General features: G+C 65.6%; 14 protein-coding genes. All 14 read right to left on the reverse strand.

Translation table 11 applies throughout. The annotated features are described in order from the left end of the window. Positions 1-57: 57 nt before the first annotated feature. The 14 genes from IT430_05235 to IT430_05300 all read right to left on the reverse strand — a co-directional run bounded on the left by IT430_05235 (position 58) and on the right by IT430_05300 (position 14,133). Positions 58-1,527, reverse strand: a complete 1,470-nt coding sequence (locus IT430_05235) for a flagellin (GenBank protein ID MCC6907326.1) — start codon at positions 1,525-1,527, stop codon at positions 58-60. A 117-nt stretch (positions 1,528-1,644) separates the two neighbouring features. Then, the gene (gene csrA, locus IT430_05240) at positions 1,645-1,947 is read right to left on the reverse strand and encodes a carbon storage regulator CsrA (GenBank protein ID MCC6907327.1); all 303 of its coding nucleotides are present in this window, start codon (positions 1,945-1,947) and stop codon (positions 1,645-1,647) included. 107 nt (positions 1,948-2,054) lie between these two features. After that, on the reverse strand, positions 2,055-2,501 hold the full coding sequence (locus IT430_05245; GenBank protein ID MCC6907328.1) for a flagellar assembly protein FliW: 447 nt from the start codon (positions 2,499-2,501) through the stop codon (positions 2,055-2,057). Positions 2,502-2,667: 166 nt separating this feature from the next. Then, complete coding sequence (locus IT430_05250) at positions 2,668-4,659, reverse strand: hypothetical protein (protein MCC6907329.1); 1,992 nt, start codon at positions 4,657-4,659, stop codon at positions 2,668-2,670. 3 nt (positions 4,660-4,662) lie between these two features. Beyond that, entirely contained in the window at positions 4,663-6,369 is a 1,707-nt protein-coding gene (flgK, locus tag IT430_05255; GenBank protein MCC6907330.1) for a flagellar hook-associated protein FlgK, read from the reverse strand. A gap of 9 nt (positions 6,370-6,378) precedes the next feature. Further along, on the reverse strand, positions 6,379-6,909 hold the full coding sequence (gene flgN, locus IT430_05260) for a flagellar export chaperone FlgN (GenBank protein ID MCC6907331.1): 531 nt from the start codon (positions 6,907-6,909) through the stop codon (positions 6,379-6,381). Next, positions 6,902-7,390 (reverse strand): hypothetical protein, encoded by a 489-nt coding sequence (locus IT430_05265; GenBank protein MCC6907332.1) that lies wholly within the window; start codon positions 7,388-7,390, stop codon positions 6,902-6,904. The genes flgN and IT430_05265 overlap by 8 nt, the downstream gene beginning before the upstream one ends. Continuing rightward, positions 7,387-8,517: a flagellar basal body P-ring protein FlgI gene (locus tag IT430_05270; GenBank protein ID MCC6907333.1), complete on the reverse strand. Its 1,131-nt coding sequence runs from the start codon at positions 8,515-8,517 to the stop codon at positions 7,387-7,389. Before IT430_05270 ends, IT430_05265 begins: the two co-directional genes overlap by 4 nt. A gap of 43 nt (positions 8,518-8,560) precedes the next feature. Next, a complete protein-coding gene (locus tag IT430_05275) occupies positions 8,561-9,280 on the reverse strand; it encodes a flagellar basal body L-ring protein FlgH (GenBank protein ID MCC6907334.1) in 720 nt (239 codons plus the stop codon). Continuing rightward, complete coding sequence (gene flgA, locus IT430_05280; protein MCC6907335.1) at positions 9,277-10,371, reverse strand: flagellar basal body P-ring formation protein FlgA; 1,095 nt, start codon at positions 10,369-10,371, stop codon at positions 9,277-9,279. Before flgA ends, IT430_05275 begins: the two co-directional genes overlap by 4 nt. Positions 10,372-10,378: 7 nt before the next feature. Beyond that, positions 10,379-11,188 carry a flagellar basal-body rod protein FlgG gene (gene flgG, locus IT430_05285; GenBank protein MCC6907336.1) on the reverse strand — a complete coding sequence of 270 codons (810 nt, stop codon included), beginning with the start codon at positions 11,186-11,188 and terminating at the stop codon, positions 10,379-10,381. A 29-nt stretch (positions 11,189-11,217) separates the two neighbouring features. Next, entirely contained in the window at positions 11,218-11,997 is a 780-nt protein-coding gene (locus IT430_05290) for a flagellar hook-basal body protein (GenBank protein ID MCC6907337.1), read from the reverse strand. Beyond that, positions 11,994-12,254: a hypothetical protein gene (locus tag IT430_05295; GenBank protein MCC6907338.1), complete on the reverse strand. Its 261-nt coding sequence runs from the start codon at positions 12,252-12,254 to the stop codon at positions 11,994-11,996. Before IT430_05295 ends, IT430_05290 begins: the two co-directional genes overlap by 4 nt. Before the next feature lie 211 nt (positions 12,255-12,465). Beyond that, complete coding sequence (locus IT430_05300; GenBank protein MCC6907339.1) at positions 12,466-14,133, reverse strand: hypothetical protein; 1,668 nt, start codon at positions 14,131-14,133, stop codon at positions 12,466-12,468. Between the last annotated feature and the right edge of the window lie 19 nt (positions 14,134-14,152).

Here is a 14,152-nt window from a genome sequence, read left to right on the forward strand (position 1 = left end):
GCGGGCCCGGATCAACTCCGGGCCCGCATGCGCCTCCATCTCTATTAAGGTTCGCGGCTATCCGAGCAGCTGCAGAACGCTCTGGGCAGTCGAGTTTGCGGTCGCCAGCACCGCCGTTCCCGCCTGCACGAGAATCTGGGCCCGCGTGAGCAGGCTGGTTTCGAGCGCGAAGTCCGCATCGCGGATCTTGGACTCGCTGGCGGTGATGTTCTCCAGCGCCACCTGCAGCGACCGCATGTTGGGCTGAATGGTGTTGCGTTCGATGGCGCCCAATTGGCCCCGCAGGACCGCCACCTCGTCGATGGACGAGTCGATCACCTTGGACGCCGCCAGGAAGTTGCCCGAGTCGAGCGAGTTGGTCCCGCCTGACTGCAGCGAGTTGAGGTACTGCAACTCGGCGTCGATCATCGTCGCCCCGAGGCGCGACGCGGCCACCGAGCGGACGCCAAAGTTGATCTGCTGGTTGACGTTGACGGTCGGCCCCAGCTGGAACTGCGCCCCGCCGCCGGTGATGTAGAACGTCTTGGTGTTGGCGGTGTCCTGGGCAAAGTCCTCGGTCAACAGCAGTTCGACGTTGAGCGCCGGCGTCTTGACGGCGATTTCCAGCCCCTTGCCCGTGGCGAGGATTCCATTGACCGCCGCAGTCACGTCCCGGCCGCTGTCGCGCTGGCTGCTGATGCGCGTGTCGAAGAACTCGCCGGCCTCGCCGATCTTGCGGACGCTGACGAACGACTTGGAGCCGTACTCGATTGAGGTGAAGACCATGCCCGAACTGAGGTCGCCGGCGCTGACGAGGCTGGCCTCGACGCCGGTCGAGTCGCGCAGTTTATTGACCGCGCTGACGACGTCGGCGATGGACTGACCGGACACGAACTGAAGCACCTGCACGCCGTCGTTGCCGGAGATTTCGAGGGTGATGCTGCTGAGCAGCGTGCCGTCGTTGGTCGTGCCGGGATAGTCAGCCGTGAGCGTGATCGACGCCGTCTGGGCCGAGCCGAGGACCTGGACATTGACGGGCACGTTGGACGCGTTGCCAAACGAGGCGCCGAGGATGTTCGCGTTGGCGATCGCCGAGGTGGGCACGCCAGAGGTGAGGTAGTCGAGCGTGCCGTTGAGCAGTTGCAACCCGGCGAAACTCGCGGTGTTGCTGATGCGCGTGATGGCGTCGATCGCCGAGTCGATCTGCAACTGGTTGGCTTCGAGTTCTTCCTGCGAGACGCCGCCGGTGTTGGCGGCCTCGATGATCAGACCCTTAATGGAGTTGAGCATTTCCGAGATCTCGCTCAGGGCGCCTTCCGTGGTGGCGATGACGGAGCCGGCTCGCTCGGAATTGGACACGGCCTTGGTGATGCTGGCCATCTCGCTTCGCAGGCGCTCGGAGGTGATCAGGCCGGCCGGATCGTCGGCGCCGCGGTTGATGCGCAGGCCGGTGGACAGCCGCTCGAGCCTGATGTCGAGATCCTTGTAGGATCGATTGAGGCTCGACTGAGCAATCAGCGAAGAGATGTTGGTGTTGATCCTAGCCATGGCAATCCTCCTTGATTGAGGCTACTGGTCGTGTCGTCAGGCTCGACGGCGGTTAGACGCCAGGTTGGTCGAGCCGGTCTGGTGCGGCGAACTCCGGCCGCGCCGCGTGCTCCTGGTTCATGCCGTTCTACACTTGAGCGCATCAAGTCGGGGAGTGCGATCGGACGGCGTCCTGGCGCGGCCGGGCCGCAGCGGCGCACCGTCGGCGACCTTGACCCCGTCGAGCTGCCGCTGGTCAAAGCGGGCCGCCTGCTCGTTCTCCGACTTAATCGCGTCGTAAACTTCCTTGCGATGGACAGCGACACTCGTCGGGGCATTGATCCCGATGCGGACCTTATCGCCCCTGACATCGACGACGGTGACCTCGATGTGGTCTCCGATCATGATCGTTTCATCGCGCTGACGTGAGAGCACAAGCATTCCGTTGCTCCATTCGATCAGGGCGCACTCCCTGCGCCGTATCGCCAGCCTTCCCACACCTGCGCCGGATCCGAAGACCGGGCGCCCGCGGCTTGCGTCGCCGTGGATCAGGCCGAGGCCGCGTGCGCGGTCTGGCCGACTTCCACAAGCCGGTGACGGGTCGACCACCGCTGGTCGGCGAGCACCAACTGCTCGCCGATGCGCTGCTCGACGTTGATCACCAACGGCCCCTGCAGGTTGCCCGTCAGGCTCTCGCCGTAGCGATTGACGATGACAAGCACCTGGGCCTCTCCGAGCGACTTGAGCCCGAGACTCGCCGCCTGGTCGTCGCGGATCGGCACTTCGTACCCCGTGACGAACAGACTCGGATCCGTCACCACAAAAGCCAGGTCCGGGGCGTCCACGGCCTGCAGCCAGTAGAACACGCCTTCCGGATTGGGCTGGAGCAGCGCGAACCGCGTCTGGTTCGAGAAGCCCAGTAGGCCGGTCTTGAAGGTGATGATCCGATCGGCATCGATCTCCACGGTGCCAAAACGACTCGTCTTCACGTTCATGAGAACGCTCCAATTGTTCGGCCGAACCATCCTGGTCTCACCGGTCCACTCCTTGGACCGGCGTGCGGGGCACTTATTCGCGCTCCAACGCGATCGAGCGCCCCTCGTCCATGTTCGTTCCGCCGGCGCGGCCGAGGCGCCGGCGAAGATTTCTTTAGCTCACCTTTCACCCCAGGAATCGAATCAAACTCAGGCTCCCCAACTGCGAGGCCGTGATCATCGCGGCCTGTAACTGTGTCTGAAGCGTCGCAAAGCGAATGGACACCTCGTTGTAATCCGCGTCCTGAATCTGGCTGACCATGCTCCGGTCCAGCAACTGCCGGTCCTCTTCACGACTGCGGATCGCCTGAACCCGGTTGGCTCGCTGGCCGAGCACCGCCCGGGCCTGGGCCAGCCGATCGACGTCGGCAGTCAGTGCCTCTCCAGCAAACGTGATGCCGCGCGAATCGTCGTTCATCAACGCGTCTCTGAGGTTGATCAGGTGGGTAATGACGCTGTCCACCTCGATCATCGCGCGATCTTCGCCGGCAATAGTTGCGCCTGAGGCGCTGACTTTGATGCCAAGGTCCTCGGCGGCGTGCGAGCCGTTGCGCTGCTCGACGACGAAATTGCCCGCCCCGCCCGTGAGGTCGGTCAGCGTCAGGCCGTTGGATCCGTCGGTCAGCGTCATGGTGAACGTGCCGGGAAGCGCCGCCGCGTTTGTGATGTCGATCACATCCTGCACCGTCTCCGCGCCGGCGAGGTCCACGTCGAAGTAGGTACCGTCGCTGAGGTGGATCCGGAAATCGACGTCGAGCGCGGGATCTGGCAGCCCCGTTTCCGGATCGACCGACCCGCTGCGGATCTCCACGCCGAGGCCGTTGTTGAAATCCGAGAGTTGAGTCGAGGAGGTGAAGGACCGGACGCCCAGTTCAGTCGCCGTGGTTCCACCGACGGTTTCGGAGACGGACATCCGGCTGCCGGACAGCTCGTTGATGAGGTTGATGCGCTGGCCGTCCTCCGCAATCTCGAGCCGGGCGCCGATGTTGGTGCGGGCCACGGCGTTGGCGAGATCCTGGAGGGTCGTTACGCCGGTCAGATCGACCGTTCGCGTCTGGCCGGCATTGGTGATCACGAAGTCGCTCAGCGGGCCCACGCCAGCGAGGTCTGAAACGCGCGTCAGCATGGTCAGGCGCGGATCGACGTCGGCCCCATCGGGTGCTGCATTCGTGAAGGCAGACTGCGACAGACCGAGGTCGGCTGCGGTGGTCGAACCCCCCACTTCCCCGATGGTGACCGTAAGCCCCGCAACCACGTCGAGAGCGAGGCCATCGCCGGTCGAGTTGATGCCGACGCGGGATGGACCGAGAATCGGCGTGCCGCTGCTCGTTTCGAGCGCTGCGATCGCATCATCGATCAGATCGATGGCGTCCTGCACGGTGTCGGCGCCCGAGAGATCGACCTGCGTCGAACCCACTGCTCCGACGTCGATGCTGATGGTGGACAGGCTGACGCCCAGGCCGCGCGCTCCGTTCAGGTCGGCGATCTTCGTCGCCCCGACGAGAGCGGGGTCCAGATCGCGATCGCCCTGCACGCGCGCCGAGAGCGCACCGAAAGCGCGATCAAGCGGCAGCGTTACTTCGAGCGGCTGCCCGATGCCGAGATCGAGGTGCAGGCCGGACTTGGTGCCGGTGTACCGGTACCCGCCGAGGGTCGATTCGAGCGGGGTTCGCCCGATCTGGCTCCCGCCGAAGATGTAGTTGGAGGTGAACTGCGAGTTGGCCAGATCGACCATCTCGTTGATCATGGCGTTGATGACTTCGGCGCTGTTGCGGCGGGTTTCCGTGTCGCCTCCCAGGCCGATCATCTGCGACGCAATGTCGCGCGACTGGAGCACGATGTCGGTCGCCTCGCTCAGCGCGCCGTCAGCGATGTTCATGAACGATTCGGCCTGATTGAGATTGCGGAAGCGCTGTTCACGAATGTCCATTCCCCGCTGCAGCGTGAGGATGAGCGAGGCGCCGATGGGATTGTCGCTGGGCTTGCCCACGGCCAGGCCGCTGGCCAGTTGCACCTGGGCCTCGAGCAGTTGCTGGCTCGTGCGCGTCAGGTTGCCGAGCATCGACTGGGTAGTGAGGCTGATGGGAACGCGAGCGAGATTGCTTGGTATGGCGCTCATGGTTCAGATGATGGTCATGAGAGTCTGCATGAGTTCATCGACAACGCTGATGTAGCGCGCCGCCGCTTCGTATTGGCGCTGGTAGTTGAGCAGGTTGACGGCTTCTTCATCGAGGCTGACGCCACTAACCGCCGCGCGCTGGGCCTGGAGGCTCTCCTTAACCAGCTGCGCCGACGCCGTCTCTCCGATGGCCGCCCGGCCGCGGATGGCCAGCGACTCGACACTCGCAGTCCACGACTGCGGCAGCGACAGTCCGCCGAGGGAATCGAGCGCCCGCGTGCTCAGCCCGGCGATTTCCAGCGCCGTGCCGTTCGAGCCGTCGATGTGATCACTGCCCGCGGCGACATAGGTTGCGTCGTTGAGCACCACATCGTTGACGGCGATGTCCAGAGCGCTCTCGCCCGTGAAGAACGTATTGACGCCCAGCCCCGCCAGCACGCCCGACGTGTCGTCGCTGAACGAGAGCGTGTAGCCGTCTGCAGCGGTGAGGCTCAGGCGGCCGTCGGCCGTAGCGGCGGCGGTGATGTTTCCCGCTCCGATCGTCGTGTTGATGGCGTTGACCAGGTCGTTGAGACTCATGTCCGAGCCGACGCCGTCGAGATCGACATCGATCTGAAACGAGGTGCGCTCGCCGGTGCTCTCCTGCGTGAGATGAATCTGCAGGCTGCCGTTGACGATGGTGAATGGCAGGCCGGCTGCGGTGCTGTTGAGCGCCGCCGCGGGGTCGTCAACGCGATAGGTCCCTTCCACACTCTCAAAGCCGCGGCTGCCCTGGCCTTGCGAGTGGATGCGATTCACTTCGAAGATGAGCGTCGAAGCAAGGCTGTCCAGATCATCGATGACGCCCTCAACAATGTCGGTGCGGGCGGACATGAGCGCGCCCAGCGAACCGCTGGTGAGTTCCAGATCGGCGCCGTCCTCGCGCGTTTCGACGACTGTTTCCGAGCCGGTGGAGGTGGTTACCGTACGCAGCGTCAGGCCGCGCGAGGTGCTGCCCAGCAGCAGCGGCGTGGAGCCGACGAAGATATCCACCGTGCCGGCGGGCTGCTCGACGACGGAAATGTCCATGAAGCCCGCCAGTTCGTCGATGAGCTGATCCCGCTCGTCGCGCAGCGAAGAAGCAGTCCCCTGCCCCTGCTCCGCCTGCACAATCGAAAGGTTCATCGCCGCGATCTGCGTCAGCAGTTCGTCGGCGCGATTGACCTGCAGCGCGGCATCGCGGTCGATCTGGTTGCGGACATCGACGTAATCGCGCCGGGTGTCCTGCAGGCGGCCCGCCAGGCTGACGCCTTCCTGCACGACCAGCGTGCGGACCGACAGATCGCCGGGATTGTTGGCCAGTTCGGACCAGGCGTTGAAGAAGCGCGTGAGCGCGCTGGACAGATCCGAGTCCGTCAGTTCGCTCTGGATGGATTCAATCTGGCTGAAGAGGTTCTGCCGCGTCAGGGCACTCTGCTCTCGCCCTATGGCGCCGCGAATGCGCGCGTTGATGGCTTCATCGACATGGCGCTGAATGGTCGAAAGCAGGACGCCGCCACCCGTCGAGCCGAATCGGCCGAGCCGGTCGCCGGGCAGGGGCGCGCCGATGGCGGTCTGGCGCGTGAAGCCCGGCGTCGTGGCGTTGGCCATGTTGTTGCCGGTGACCTGCAACGCCGCCTGGGCATAGTTCAGGGCGGTGCGGCCGATCTGAAGCGCGCTGGTCAGACCCATGGTGGTTCCTTACGTCCTCAGGTCCAGTCCGCCGCACACGGCTTCGTTGACGCCGATGCGCCCGTCCCGCCCGTACAACTTAGTCTTGCTCAGCCCCGCCTGGATCGTCTGCATCAGCCCTGTCACATGCCCCAACAGCGATTCGCAGCTGTCGCGCAGCACGCCGCCCGCTTCGCGCACTGCGGTGATGCTCGATCGCAGCGCCTCACCGAGTTCGACCAGCGTGCTCTGTGCCGGCTCGCCGAGCGCTTCAGCGAGATCGCCCAGGCGCACTTCCTGCTCACAGCTGATCTCGAGGGCGCTGGCCAGCGTGGCGGCGACGACCTTGCGCCGCTGCTCGAGCCGGTCGATCGCGTCCACCAGTTCGCGCTCCTTCTTGAGGCACAGCGCCAGCCGCGTCGTGTCCGCCGTGCGCAGACACTGCTGTGAGTCGGTGATGCACGCGAGCAGTTCGCCGTTCAGTTCGGCCCCTTCGCGCAGAATCTGCTCGAGGCGCTGCACGCAGATGCCGATTCCGGTTCCACTGCGCAATTCAGGCATGTCGGGCACTCCCTTGCACTTCATTGACGCGCCTGCCGGAGGTCATCACCCCCGACCCCTGAGGATTGAGCAAACGGTGCGCCATCTGATCCACGAGCCCGCTGGGCATCCGCCGCACAATCGACTTGGCCACTTCGGCCTCGAGCAGCGGCCGCAGCGACTGCTCGGCATGCGTCTTCTTGAACAGCCCGCTGTCGAGCGGATCCTGCCGCAGGCGCTCGAGCACCGGCATGACCAGCGTCTGCGCCACGAGTTCCTCGACATTGCGACGCACCTTCTCGCGCCGCGGGAGCGGCGTCTCGTCGGATTTCATCATGCGGCTCATGAGATGCGAGAAGTCTGCAGCCTCGGGTGCGAGCGGCTTGTCGCCGTCCAGGGCCGCCGCCTGCGCTCCGAGCCGGTCGAAGTGCTGGACCCGCGCCGCGGCATCGGACATCGCGGGCGCAAGCGAACGAAACGGGCTGGATTCCACGGTGGTCATTGCGGAGCGTCGATCAATTCGGCGTGCAGGGCGCCGAGCCGTTTGAGTTCATAGAGGACATCCACGCGGGTGTCGAAATCGACCTTGAGTGCATCAAGGGCCTCAAACAGGTCCGTCAATCGCGCCTGCGTCGTGGGCAGGCCATCGTCTACCGTGCTCAGCTTGACCTGCGCCTCGGTGTTGAAGATCGGATCGGCCGCAGACGGCACCGGCGGCGGGTTGATTCGCGTGATCGAGAGCCCCTTGGCCGAAATCACCACGGGCGAGATCTGCACGTCGCCGTTGAGCGCGATGACTCCGGCGCGACGGTTGATCACCACGCGAGCCGGCAGCTCAAGCAGGCTCGTGTCGATCTGCATGGTGAGCACGTAGTTCAGCGTCGCGGTGCGCCGCTCCCAGGCCCAATCGCTGATGGTCAGGACGACCTCGTTGGGCGAGCGCACGACCGCGCGGCCCTCGCCGCCGCTGGTGCCGATCTGCAATTGCTGCGTGATCTGGTCCGCCAGCATGTTGGCGACCGGATAGCCCGCGTACTGCGGCCGAAGCACGAGCGTGACTTCTCTCGAACCTTCGACGAACGCATCGGCGCGGATGTCGGACAGCATCTGGAGGCCCTGGCGGATGATGCCCACGCGCGGGTTGGTCGGATCGACGTCAATCGGCCCGGAAACCCACGCGCCCACGTCGCCGTTCTTGGTGAATCGAACGAAGCTCTGCGTCAGCGTGCCGCCCTTGAGGCTCTTGGCGTTGCCCAGAACGGACACGGTCGCGTCGAGCCGGTCGCCCTCGCGCGCGCCAGTTGCCGGCACGAGGCAACTGACGCTGACCACGGCCACACTGTCGGACCCCTGGAGATCAGCCGGGGAAGAGACGCCCATGCCGTTGTTGCGGTAGAACTCAGCGAGGAACTTGGCGGGGTAGTCGCTCCGCCGCGCCGAATCGCCCGTGCCGTTGAGGCCGACAACCAGTCCCATGCCCGTGAGCTGGTTGTTCTCGAGGCCCTTCACGCGCACGATCGTCTGCACATCCGTGGCCAGAGCGGCGGTGACGGCCAGTGTAAGCACGCCTGCGGCGATGCAGCCGGCGATCGGGTGGCGCTTCGTGGTTTGGGTGCTCTTCTGGGTCATCTTGTACTCCTCGCGGCCGCGGCCGCGGGTCTGCTGAATCTGGTCAGAACGCGAAGATCGTCTCGAGCACGCGCGGGATCAGGCCCTTCTTGGTGGTCTTCTTGAGTTGACCTTCGTGCATCTTGATGACTCGGAGGTCGAAGAGCTGGTTGCTCAGGATCGTGCCTGCGGGCGTAACCAGCTGCGGGTCGCACACGCCCGAGAGCAGGATCGTCGACGTTTCCTGGTCCGTCTGCACGTAGGTGCGCGCTTCGAGCACGAGATGCCCGTTGGGCCACACGTCGATGACTTCGGCTGTGACGCGGGCGGAGAAGTCGTCGGAGCGCAGGTACTTGCCGTCGGCCTTGAACTCGTTCTTGTAGGCGATGTCGAGTTTCGCCGGGTTCGCGTTCTCGCTTGCCTTGAGGATGCCTTCGAGCAGGTCGTTGATCGTGAGTTGCGGGAAGTCCTTGATCTCGGCCTGCAGGTCGTAGTCCTTGGAGGTGTCAAGCGCCTGCGAACTGCGCGCGGTGCTCGTCTCGCGGATGATGATCTGCACGTGATCGTGCTTGCGCCACACGACGGGCTGAGGCTGCGGCACGGTGAACCAGGCCATCGCGTGAAGCGAGAGAGCCGGATCGACATCGGCCGGCGGGGGAGGCGTGGGATTCGCCTGCACCTGCGCGAGAATCGAACTTGTCTGGCCCGACGCCGCCGGACCCGCGGCCAGGAGGCACGTCAGCGACAGCGCTGCGCCTGAACGTTGAATGAGGCGGCTACTCATCGCAGGATCTCCTCTCGATCGATGAACCCGGTGTCCACGCTGATTTCACCGTCCTCACAGACGATGCCGGTGAGTTCAACGCGGTCAGTGATGCGCTGCACGCGCACAACGTCGCCCAGGCAGCCGTCCTGGAGCACGCGGCCGCGCATCCGAAGCACGAACATGCCGTGCCGCGCGCGAATGGTGACCTCGCTGTTGCGAGCGACGATGACCTGCGAGGCGGTGTCGCGCTCGCAGAGAATCTGGCCGGGCACGAGGCGCCCGCGGACTTCCTTGCCGATGGCGTCTTCAAGGCGCCGAAGGGGCGTGGAGGCCTGCGGCTCAAGGATCCGCTCTTCCACGACGAGATCAGCCGCGTCGAGAATGTCGCCCCGGGCTGCGTACCGCTGGACCACGAGCACATGCTGCCGCACCGCCACGTCAACCGTCACGCGCGCGCTGCAGACGACGCCCGCGCCGCGGAAGAAGTTCACGAGAAGCGGCAGAGTGGGCGAGAGCCGCGACGCAAGCGGCCTGATCTCAAGTTCAAACCCTCTGGTGCTTCTGGCCAGATCTTCCTGCTCTGACTCGCGAAAAGTCAGTTGAAGATCAGCCGGATCACAGCGGAACACCACGCCCGCCAGATACCCCGCGATCGCGCCGCGCACCGTCGGCTCCTGGACAAGTGCTGCGGCAAACGTGGGCGCCTCGGCCGTGCGAGCCTCGGCGGCGGGCCGTTGTGCCGGCGCCGGCTGGACGGGCTCGGCCGAACGCCAGCGGATCACGCAGTCCCGGCCGCTTAGGGCGAGCAATCCAAGATTGGCGCCGCGTTCGTCGAGCCGGCGGCGTACGTCGGCCAGGCTGATCGTCACGGGCCGGGCCGGCGGCGCGCTGGCCTCGAAGACCACCGCTTCGCCCAGCGCCTCCGCCACCTCACCCTCAAGTTGGGCGACATCCGCAAGCGAAACGGCCAGTTGATCGGCATCGACGCGCACCGAGCCGCGCAGCACGATCCGGTCCTGCGCCAGCGCAGTGGCGCCGCAGGCCAGAAGCGTGGCCACGACGGCCCAGCGGCGAGCGAACCCGGCGAGATATAACCTGACGTCGGTCATGACTCACTTACCTTCTGTGAAGCTGATTCACCTGCTGGAGCGCGTCATCTGCCGCTCGAATGACCTGCCCGTTGAGTTCGAAGGCGCGCTGGCTTTTGATGAGATGAACCAGTTCGCGGACGGGTTCGACGTTGGAACCTTCCAGGAACCCCTGGCGGATTCCGCCGCGGTTCTCCTCGGTCGGCGCGCCGGTGATCGGATCGCCCGAAGCATCGGTGGCGACGAACAGGTTCTCGCCGATCTCTTCGAGCCCGGCCGGATTGACAAACGTGGCCGTCTCGATCTGCCCCACTTGCGTCTGCGTTCCGCCCGGCTCACCGACGGTCACAATGCCGTTGCTGCCGATGGAGATGCTCACGGCGTCCTCGGGAATGGTGATGGCCGGGTAGAGCACGCGGCCCTGGTCGGTCGCGAGCACGAGTTCGCCGCGGCTGTTGAGCGTGAGGTTGCCGGCGCGGGTGTAGCCGATGCCGTCGCGGCCTCGGTCGTCCTCGATCTTGACCTGAAAGAACCCGGCGCCCTCGATGAGCAGGTCGAGTTCGCGGCCGGTCTGTTCAGCGGGCCCCAGTTCGAAGTTCTTTTGCGTGCCCGACACCTGCGTGCCCAGGCCGACGTACAGGCCGATGGGGCGCTGATCGCCGTTGAGGTTTTCCACGCCCGCCTGCTTCTTCTCGATGTAGAGCAGGTCCTGGAAGTTGGCGCGACTGGCCTTGAAGCCGGTCGTGTTCAGGTTCGCCAGGTTGTTGGCGATGACGTCCAGTTCGGTGTTCAGGGCGGTGAGGCCAGTGGCGGCTGAATGAAGGGCAATGACAGACATGGATCCTCACACTCCTGCGATCACGCCGCTCAGGCCACGCGGCCGAGGCGATTGATCGCGTTGTTCATCAGTTCGTCGTTCATCTGGATCATGCGGCCGTTGGCGGCAATCGCGCCGTTGGCTGACGAGAGTTCCATCATCATGGCCATCGAGTCCACGGCGCTGCCTTCGAGCCAGCCGGCTTTCACGCTGGCGCCGGCGGGGAGCAGGCTCTCCTGCGACACATTGTCGAGAATGAACATGTTCTCGCCGGCCTTACGAAGCAGTTTGAAATCCGGCGGGACGACCACCCCCAGTTTTGCGACGCGCAGACCGGCCTGCTCGATCGTGCCGTCGGGCTGGATTCGGACCTCGCCCGTCGACTGCAGCTGGATCGGGTTGTCGCCCTCATCAAGCGCCCGCATGCCACTGCCGGCGTGGACGAGATAGCCGTCTCTGCTGATGGTCATGCGGCCGTCGCGGCTGAAGCGCATGCGCTCGGCACCCTCGCCGCGCCCCGTCGCGTACTTGAAGAAACCCTTGCCCTGAAGCGCCAGGTCGAGCGGGTTGTTCGTCTCTTCAAGATCGCCGTCGTTGAAGAGCGTGATATTGGGCGCGACGTGCACCCCGCCGCCGAGCCGTTCGAGCATCGTGTGCGCAGGCACGTTGCCGACGCGGCCTTCGATGCGCTCAGCCTCGCGCCAGCGGAACGCGGTCACGTCGGGTTTGAATCCGGTCGTATTGACGTTGGCGAGGTTGTTGCCGATCACGTCGATGCGGTACATGTTGACGAGCATGCCCGAAGCAGCGGTGTACAGGCCGTAGTTCATGACCGCACCTCCGCGTCGTCCAAAGACGCCTCGCCGGCTTCGGCCTGCCGCTGCCGACTGACGGCCTCGGCCGCGTGCAGCACCGCCGCCATCGACGCCAGGCGTACGATGCGGCGGGCCAGCTCTTCTCCAGACCGCGCGCCTTTACCCAGCGCCGGCGCCGGGCCCAGTGCGAGCCGAGCGACCTCTGATGGGCGGCGAGTCTCACCGACTCGACTGCGCTCGTTGTCAATCGCCTCCATGCGATTCGCGAGCATGATGCGGCACTCCTTGCCTGCTTCACCGTTGCCGGCGACTTATTGCAACCAGCATGCCGCGAGAGCCCGACGCGCCGAAGATCAGCGCAATGGCTTTCACAGTACCAAGTTACGTTCAAGCCTCGCAGATAGCGCACAGGAGCGTGCGCGCGATGGATGCGCAAGAAGTGCAGCCGCGATGAGCCTGGCGACGGTCGTCCGGTCGACTCGCTTACGAGGGATATTCGCGCAGAATTTGCGCGAGTTGACGGCGGGCTCGCTGCTCGGCGGCGACGATGCGATGCACCGGCCGGTCCCAGGCTGCGGCGATCGCGGCGTGGGTCAGGGGCGCCTGGCCCGTCCAGCCGAAGCGGGCGGCCAGAATCTCGCGGGAATCCGCGGAGAGCCGCGCAGCCCCCGGCAGCGCTCGCGCGTTCAGTTCGAGGACGCCCCGCCAGGGATAGATGGTCGCGCCGAGATCGGGCAGACGGATCCCGCCGTGCTCGTGCCTCGCTCTGGCCACGGATGAAGGCGGCGGCGCCCACCGACGGGCGAGGTCGCTGCGCAGCGCATGCACCGCGACCTGCCCGAGCCGTCCCTGTCGCGAGGAATCGAACGTGTCGATCCCCCGGAGCCCGGCGGCGACGATGAGCCGGTACGCCGCTTCGATCTCCGTCGTCGTCGATTGGCGAAGTTTGCGGCCGAGGTGGATCTCCACGTGCGAGATGAGGCTGGATCGCAGTCCGGCGAGCAGTTTCAGCTTGAGTCGGGTTGCCCAGCGCAGTCGGGTCTCGGCAAGATCGATGTCAGCGGCGCGGCTCTGGTGGCGGTCAAGGCGCTCGATGATCCGCCGCGCCGACCACAGCAGGTAGTGCAATGCCGCCACGCCCTGCGTCTCATCGACCTCCGCCTCAAGTTGAAGGTTTGGCGCCTCATCGATCCACGCCGTGAAGTCGCCACCGGTGTCCAGATCGACCGGCAGGCCGCGCGTCGCCACAGGGCTGGTCAGGATCACCTCATCGGCGCCCTTGAGGGTGAACGTCGGCAGTTCGACGGCTCGGATCGGCCACGATCGCAGGCGCTGGGCCCGCTGCTCCAGGGCCGTGCGATAGATCGTGTTGACGGATCTTCCCACGCGATGCGCCACTTCGGAAGCGGGCACAGCGCGGTCGTGCGCGCGCAGCACGAGACGGCGCTGCCGATCGGTCATCGGACCGTGGTCGGCAAAGATCGACTCAGCCGGATGCTGCCGATCGTGCTGCTGCAGCACGCGGCGGATGCCTTCGTGGCTGCGGCCAAATCGCCTTGCGAGGCGGAGCGCGGATTCGTTGAGAGACAGGTCGAGCGTCTGAGCGTATCGGCGAGCGCGGCAGATGATCCGCTGCCGCGTAGCGGCGTCGATGCGCGAGAATCGCGCGGCGTGCTCCACGCGGCCGGGCCTTGCCGAGACAAACCGCTCGACCGCATCGGCGAAGTACACGAGCCGGGGCCGGCCGTTGCCCAGTCGCACCTGGTGAGCCACGAGACCTTCCTTGCGGTAGCGGTGCAGCGTGACCGCGCTCACACTCAGACGGCGGGCGACTTCATCGGGAGGCAGCGGCGTGCGCGGCGCATAATCACTGGCGCTCCAGGAGAGGGCCGCACTGAGCCTCTCGATGAACTTGGCCAGATCGCCGACAAGCGCCGAGCCGACAAACAAGGCGCCCTCGCTGCGCTCGCCGCGAAAGCCGGTGATGCGAAATCGCACGTAGTCCTCCGGGTAGTTGCGCTGGGGCTCAATTTCGTTGAGCAGTTTTTCGGCCGCCTGCATCTGCCGCGACAGCGTCTCAGGCGGCGCGTAGCGGAGTTCGTGAAGCAGATCGGCGAGAGCCGAAATCGTAAAGCGGGGAGGTCGAGCCATCGGGCACCGTCACCGGCTG

The sequence above is a fragment of the Phycisphaerales bacterium genome (assembly GCA_020852515.1).
Classification (GTDB): domain Bacteria; phylum Planctomycetota; class Phycisphaerae; order Phycisphaerales; family UBA5793; genus UBA5793.

Bases quoted from the DNA above. Each gene is read 5' to 3' on its own strand.
- IT430_05270 (MCC6907333.1), bottom strand. From the start codon at position 8,517: ATGACCCAGAAGAGCACCCAAACCACGAAGCGCCACCCGATCGCCGGC.
- flgA (MCC6907335.1), bottom strand. From the start codon at position 10,371: ATGACCGACGTCAGGTTATATCTCGCCGGGTTCGCTCGCCGCTGGGCC.
- flgN (MCC6907331.1), bottom strand. From the start codon at position 6,909: ATGCCTGAATTGCGCAGTGGAACCGGAATCGGCATCTGCGTGCAGCGC.
- flgG (MCC6907336.1), bottom strand. From the start codon at position 11,188: ATGTCTGTCATTGCCCTTCATTCAGCCGCCACTGGCCTCACCGCCCTG.
- IT430_05265 (MCC6907332.1), bottom strand. From the start codon at position 7,390: ATGACCACCGTGGAATCCAGCCCGTTTCGTTCGCTTGCGCCCGCGATG.
- IT430_05235 (MCC6907326.1), bottom strand. From the start codon at position 1,527: ATGGCTAGGATCAACACCAACATCTCTTCGCTGATTGCTCAGTCGAGC.
- IT430_05275 (MCC6907334.1), bottom strand. From the start codon at position 9,280: ATGAGTAGCCGCCTCATTCAACGTTCAGGCGCAGCGCTGTCGCTGACG.
- IT430_05290 (MCC6907337.1), bottom strand. From the start codon at position 11,997: ATGAACTACGGCCTGTACACCGCTGCTTCGGGCATGCTCGTCAACATG.
- flgK (MCC6907330.1), bottom strand. From the start codon at position 6,369: ATGGGTCTGACCAGCGCGCTTCAGATCGGCCGCACCGCCCTGAACTAT.
- csrA (MCC6907327.1), bottom strand. From the start codon at position 1,947: ATGCTTGTGCTCTCACGTCAGCGCGATGAAACGATCATGATCGGAGAC.
- IT430_05300 (MCC6907339.1), bottom strand. From the start codon at position 14,133: ATGGCTCGACCTCCCCGCTTTACGATTTCGGCTCTCGCCGATCTGCTT.
- IT430_05295 (MCC6907338.1), bottom strand. From the start codon at position 12,254: ATGCTCGCGAATCGCATGGAGGCGATTGACAACGAGCGCAGTCGAGTC.
- IT430_05250 (MCC6907329.1), bottom strand. From the start codon at position 4,659: ATGAGCGCCATACCAAGCAATCTCGCTCGCGTTCCCATCAGCCTCACT.
- IT430_05245 (MCC6907328.1), bottom strand. From the start codon at position 2,501: ATGAACGTGAAGACGAGTCGTTTTGGCACCGTGGAGATCGATGCCGAT.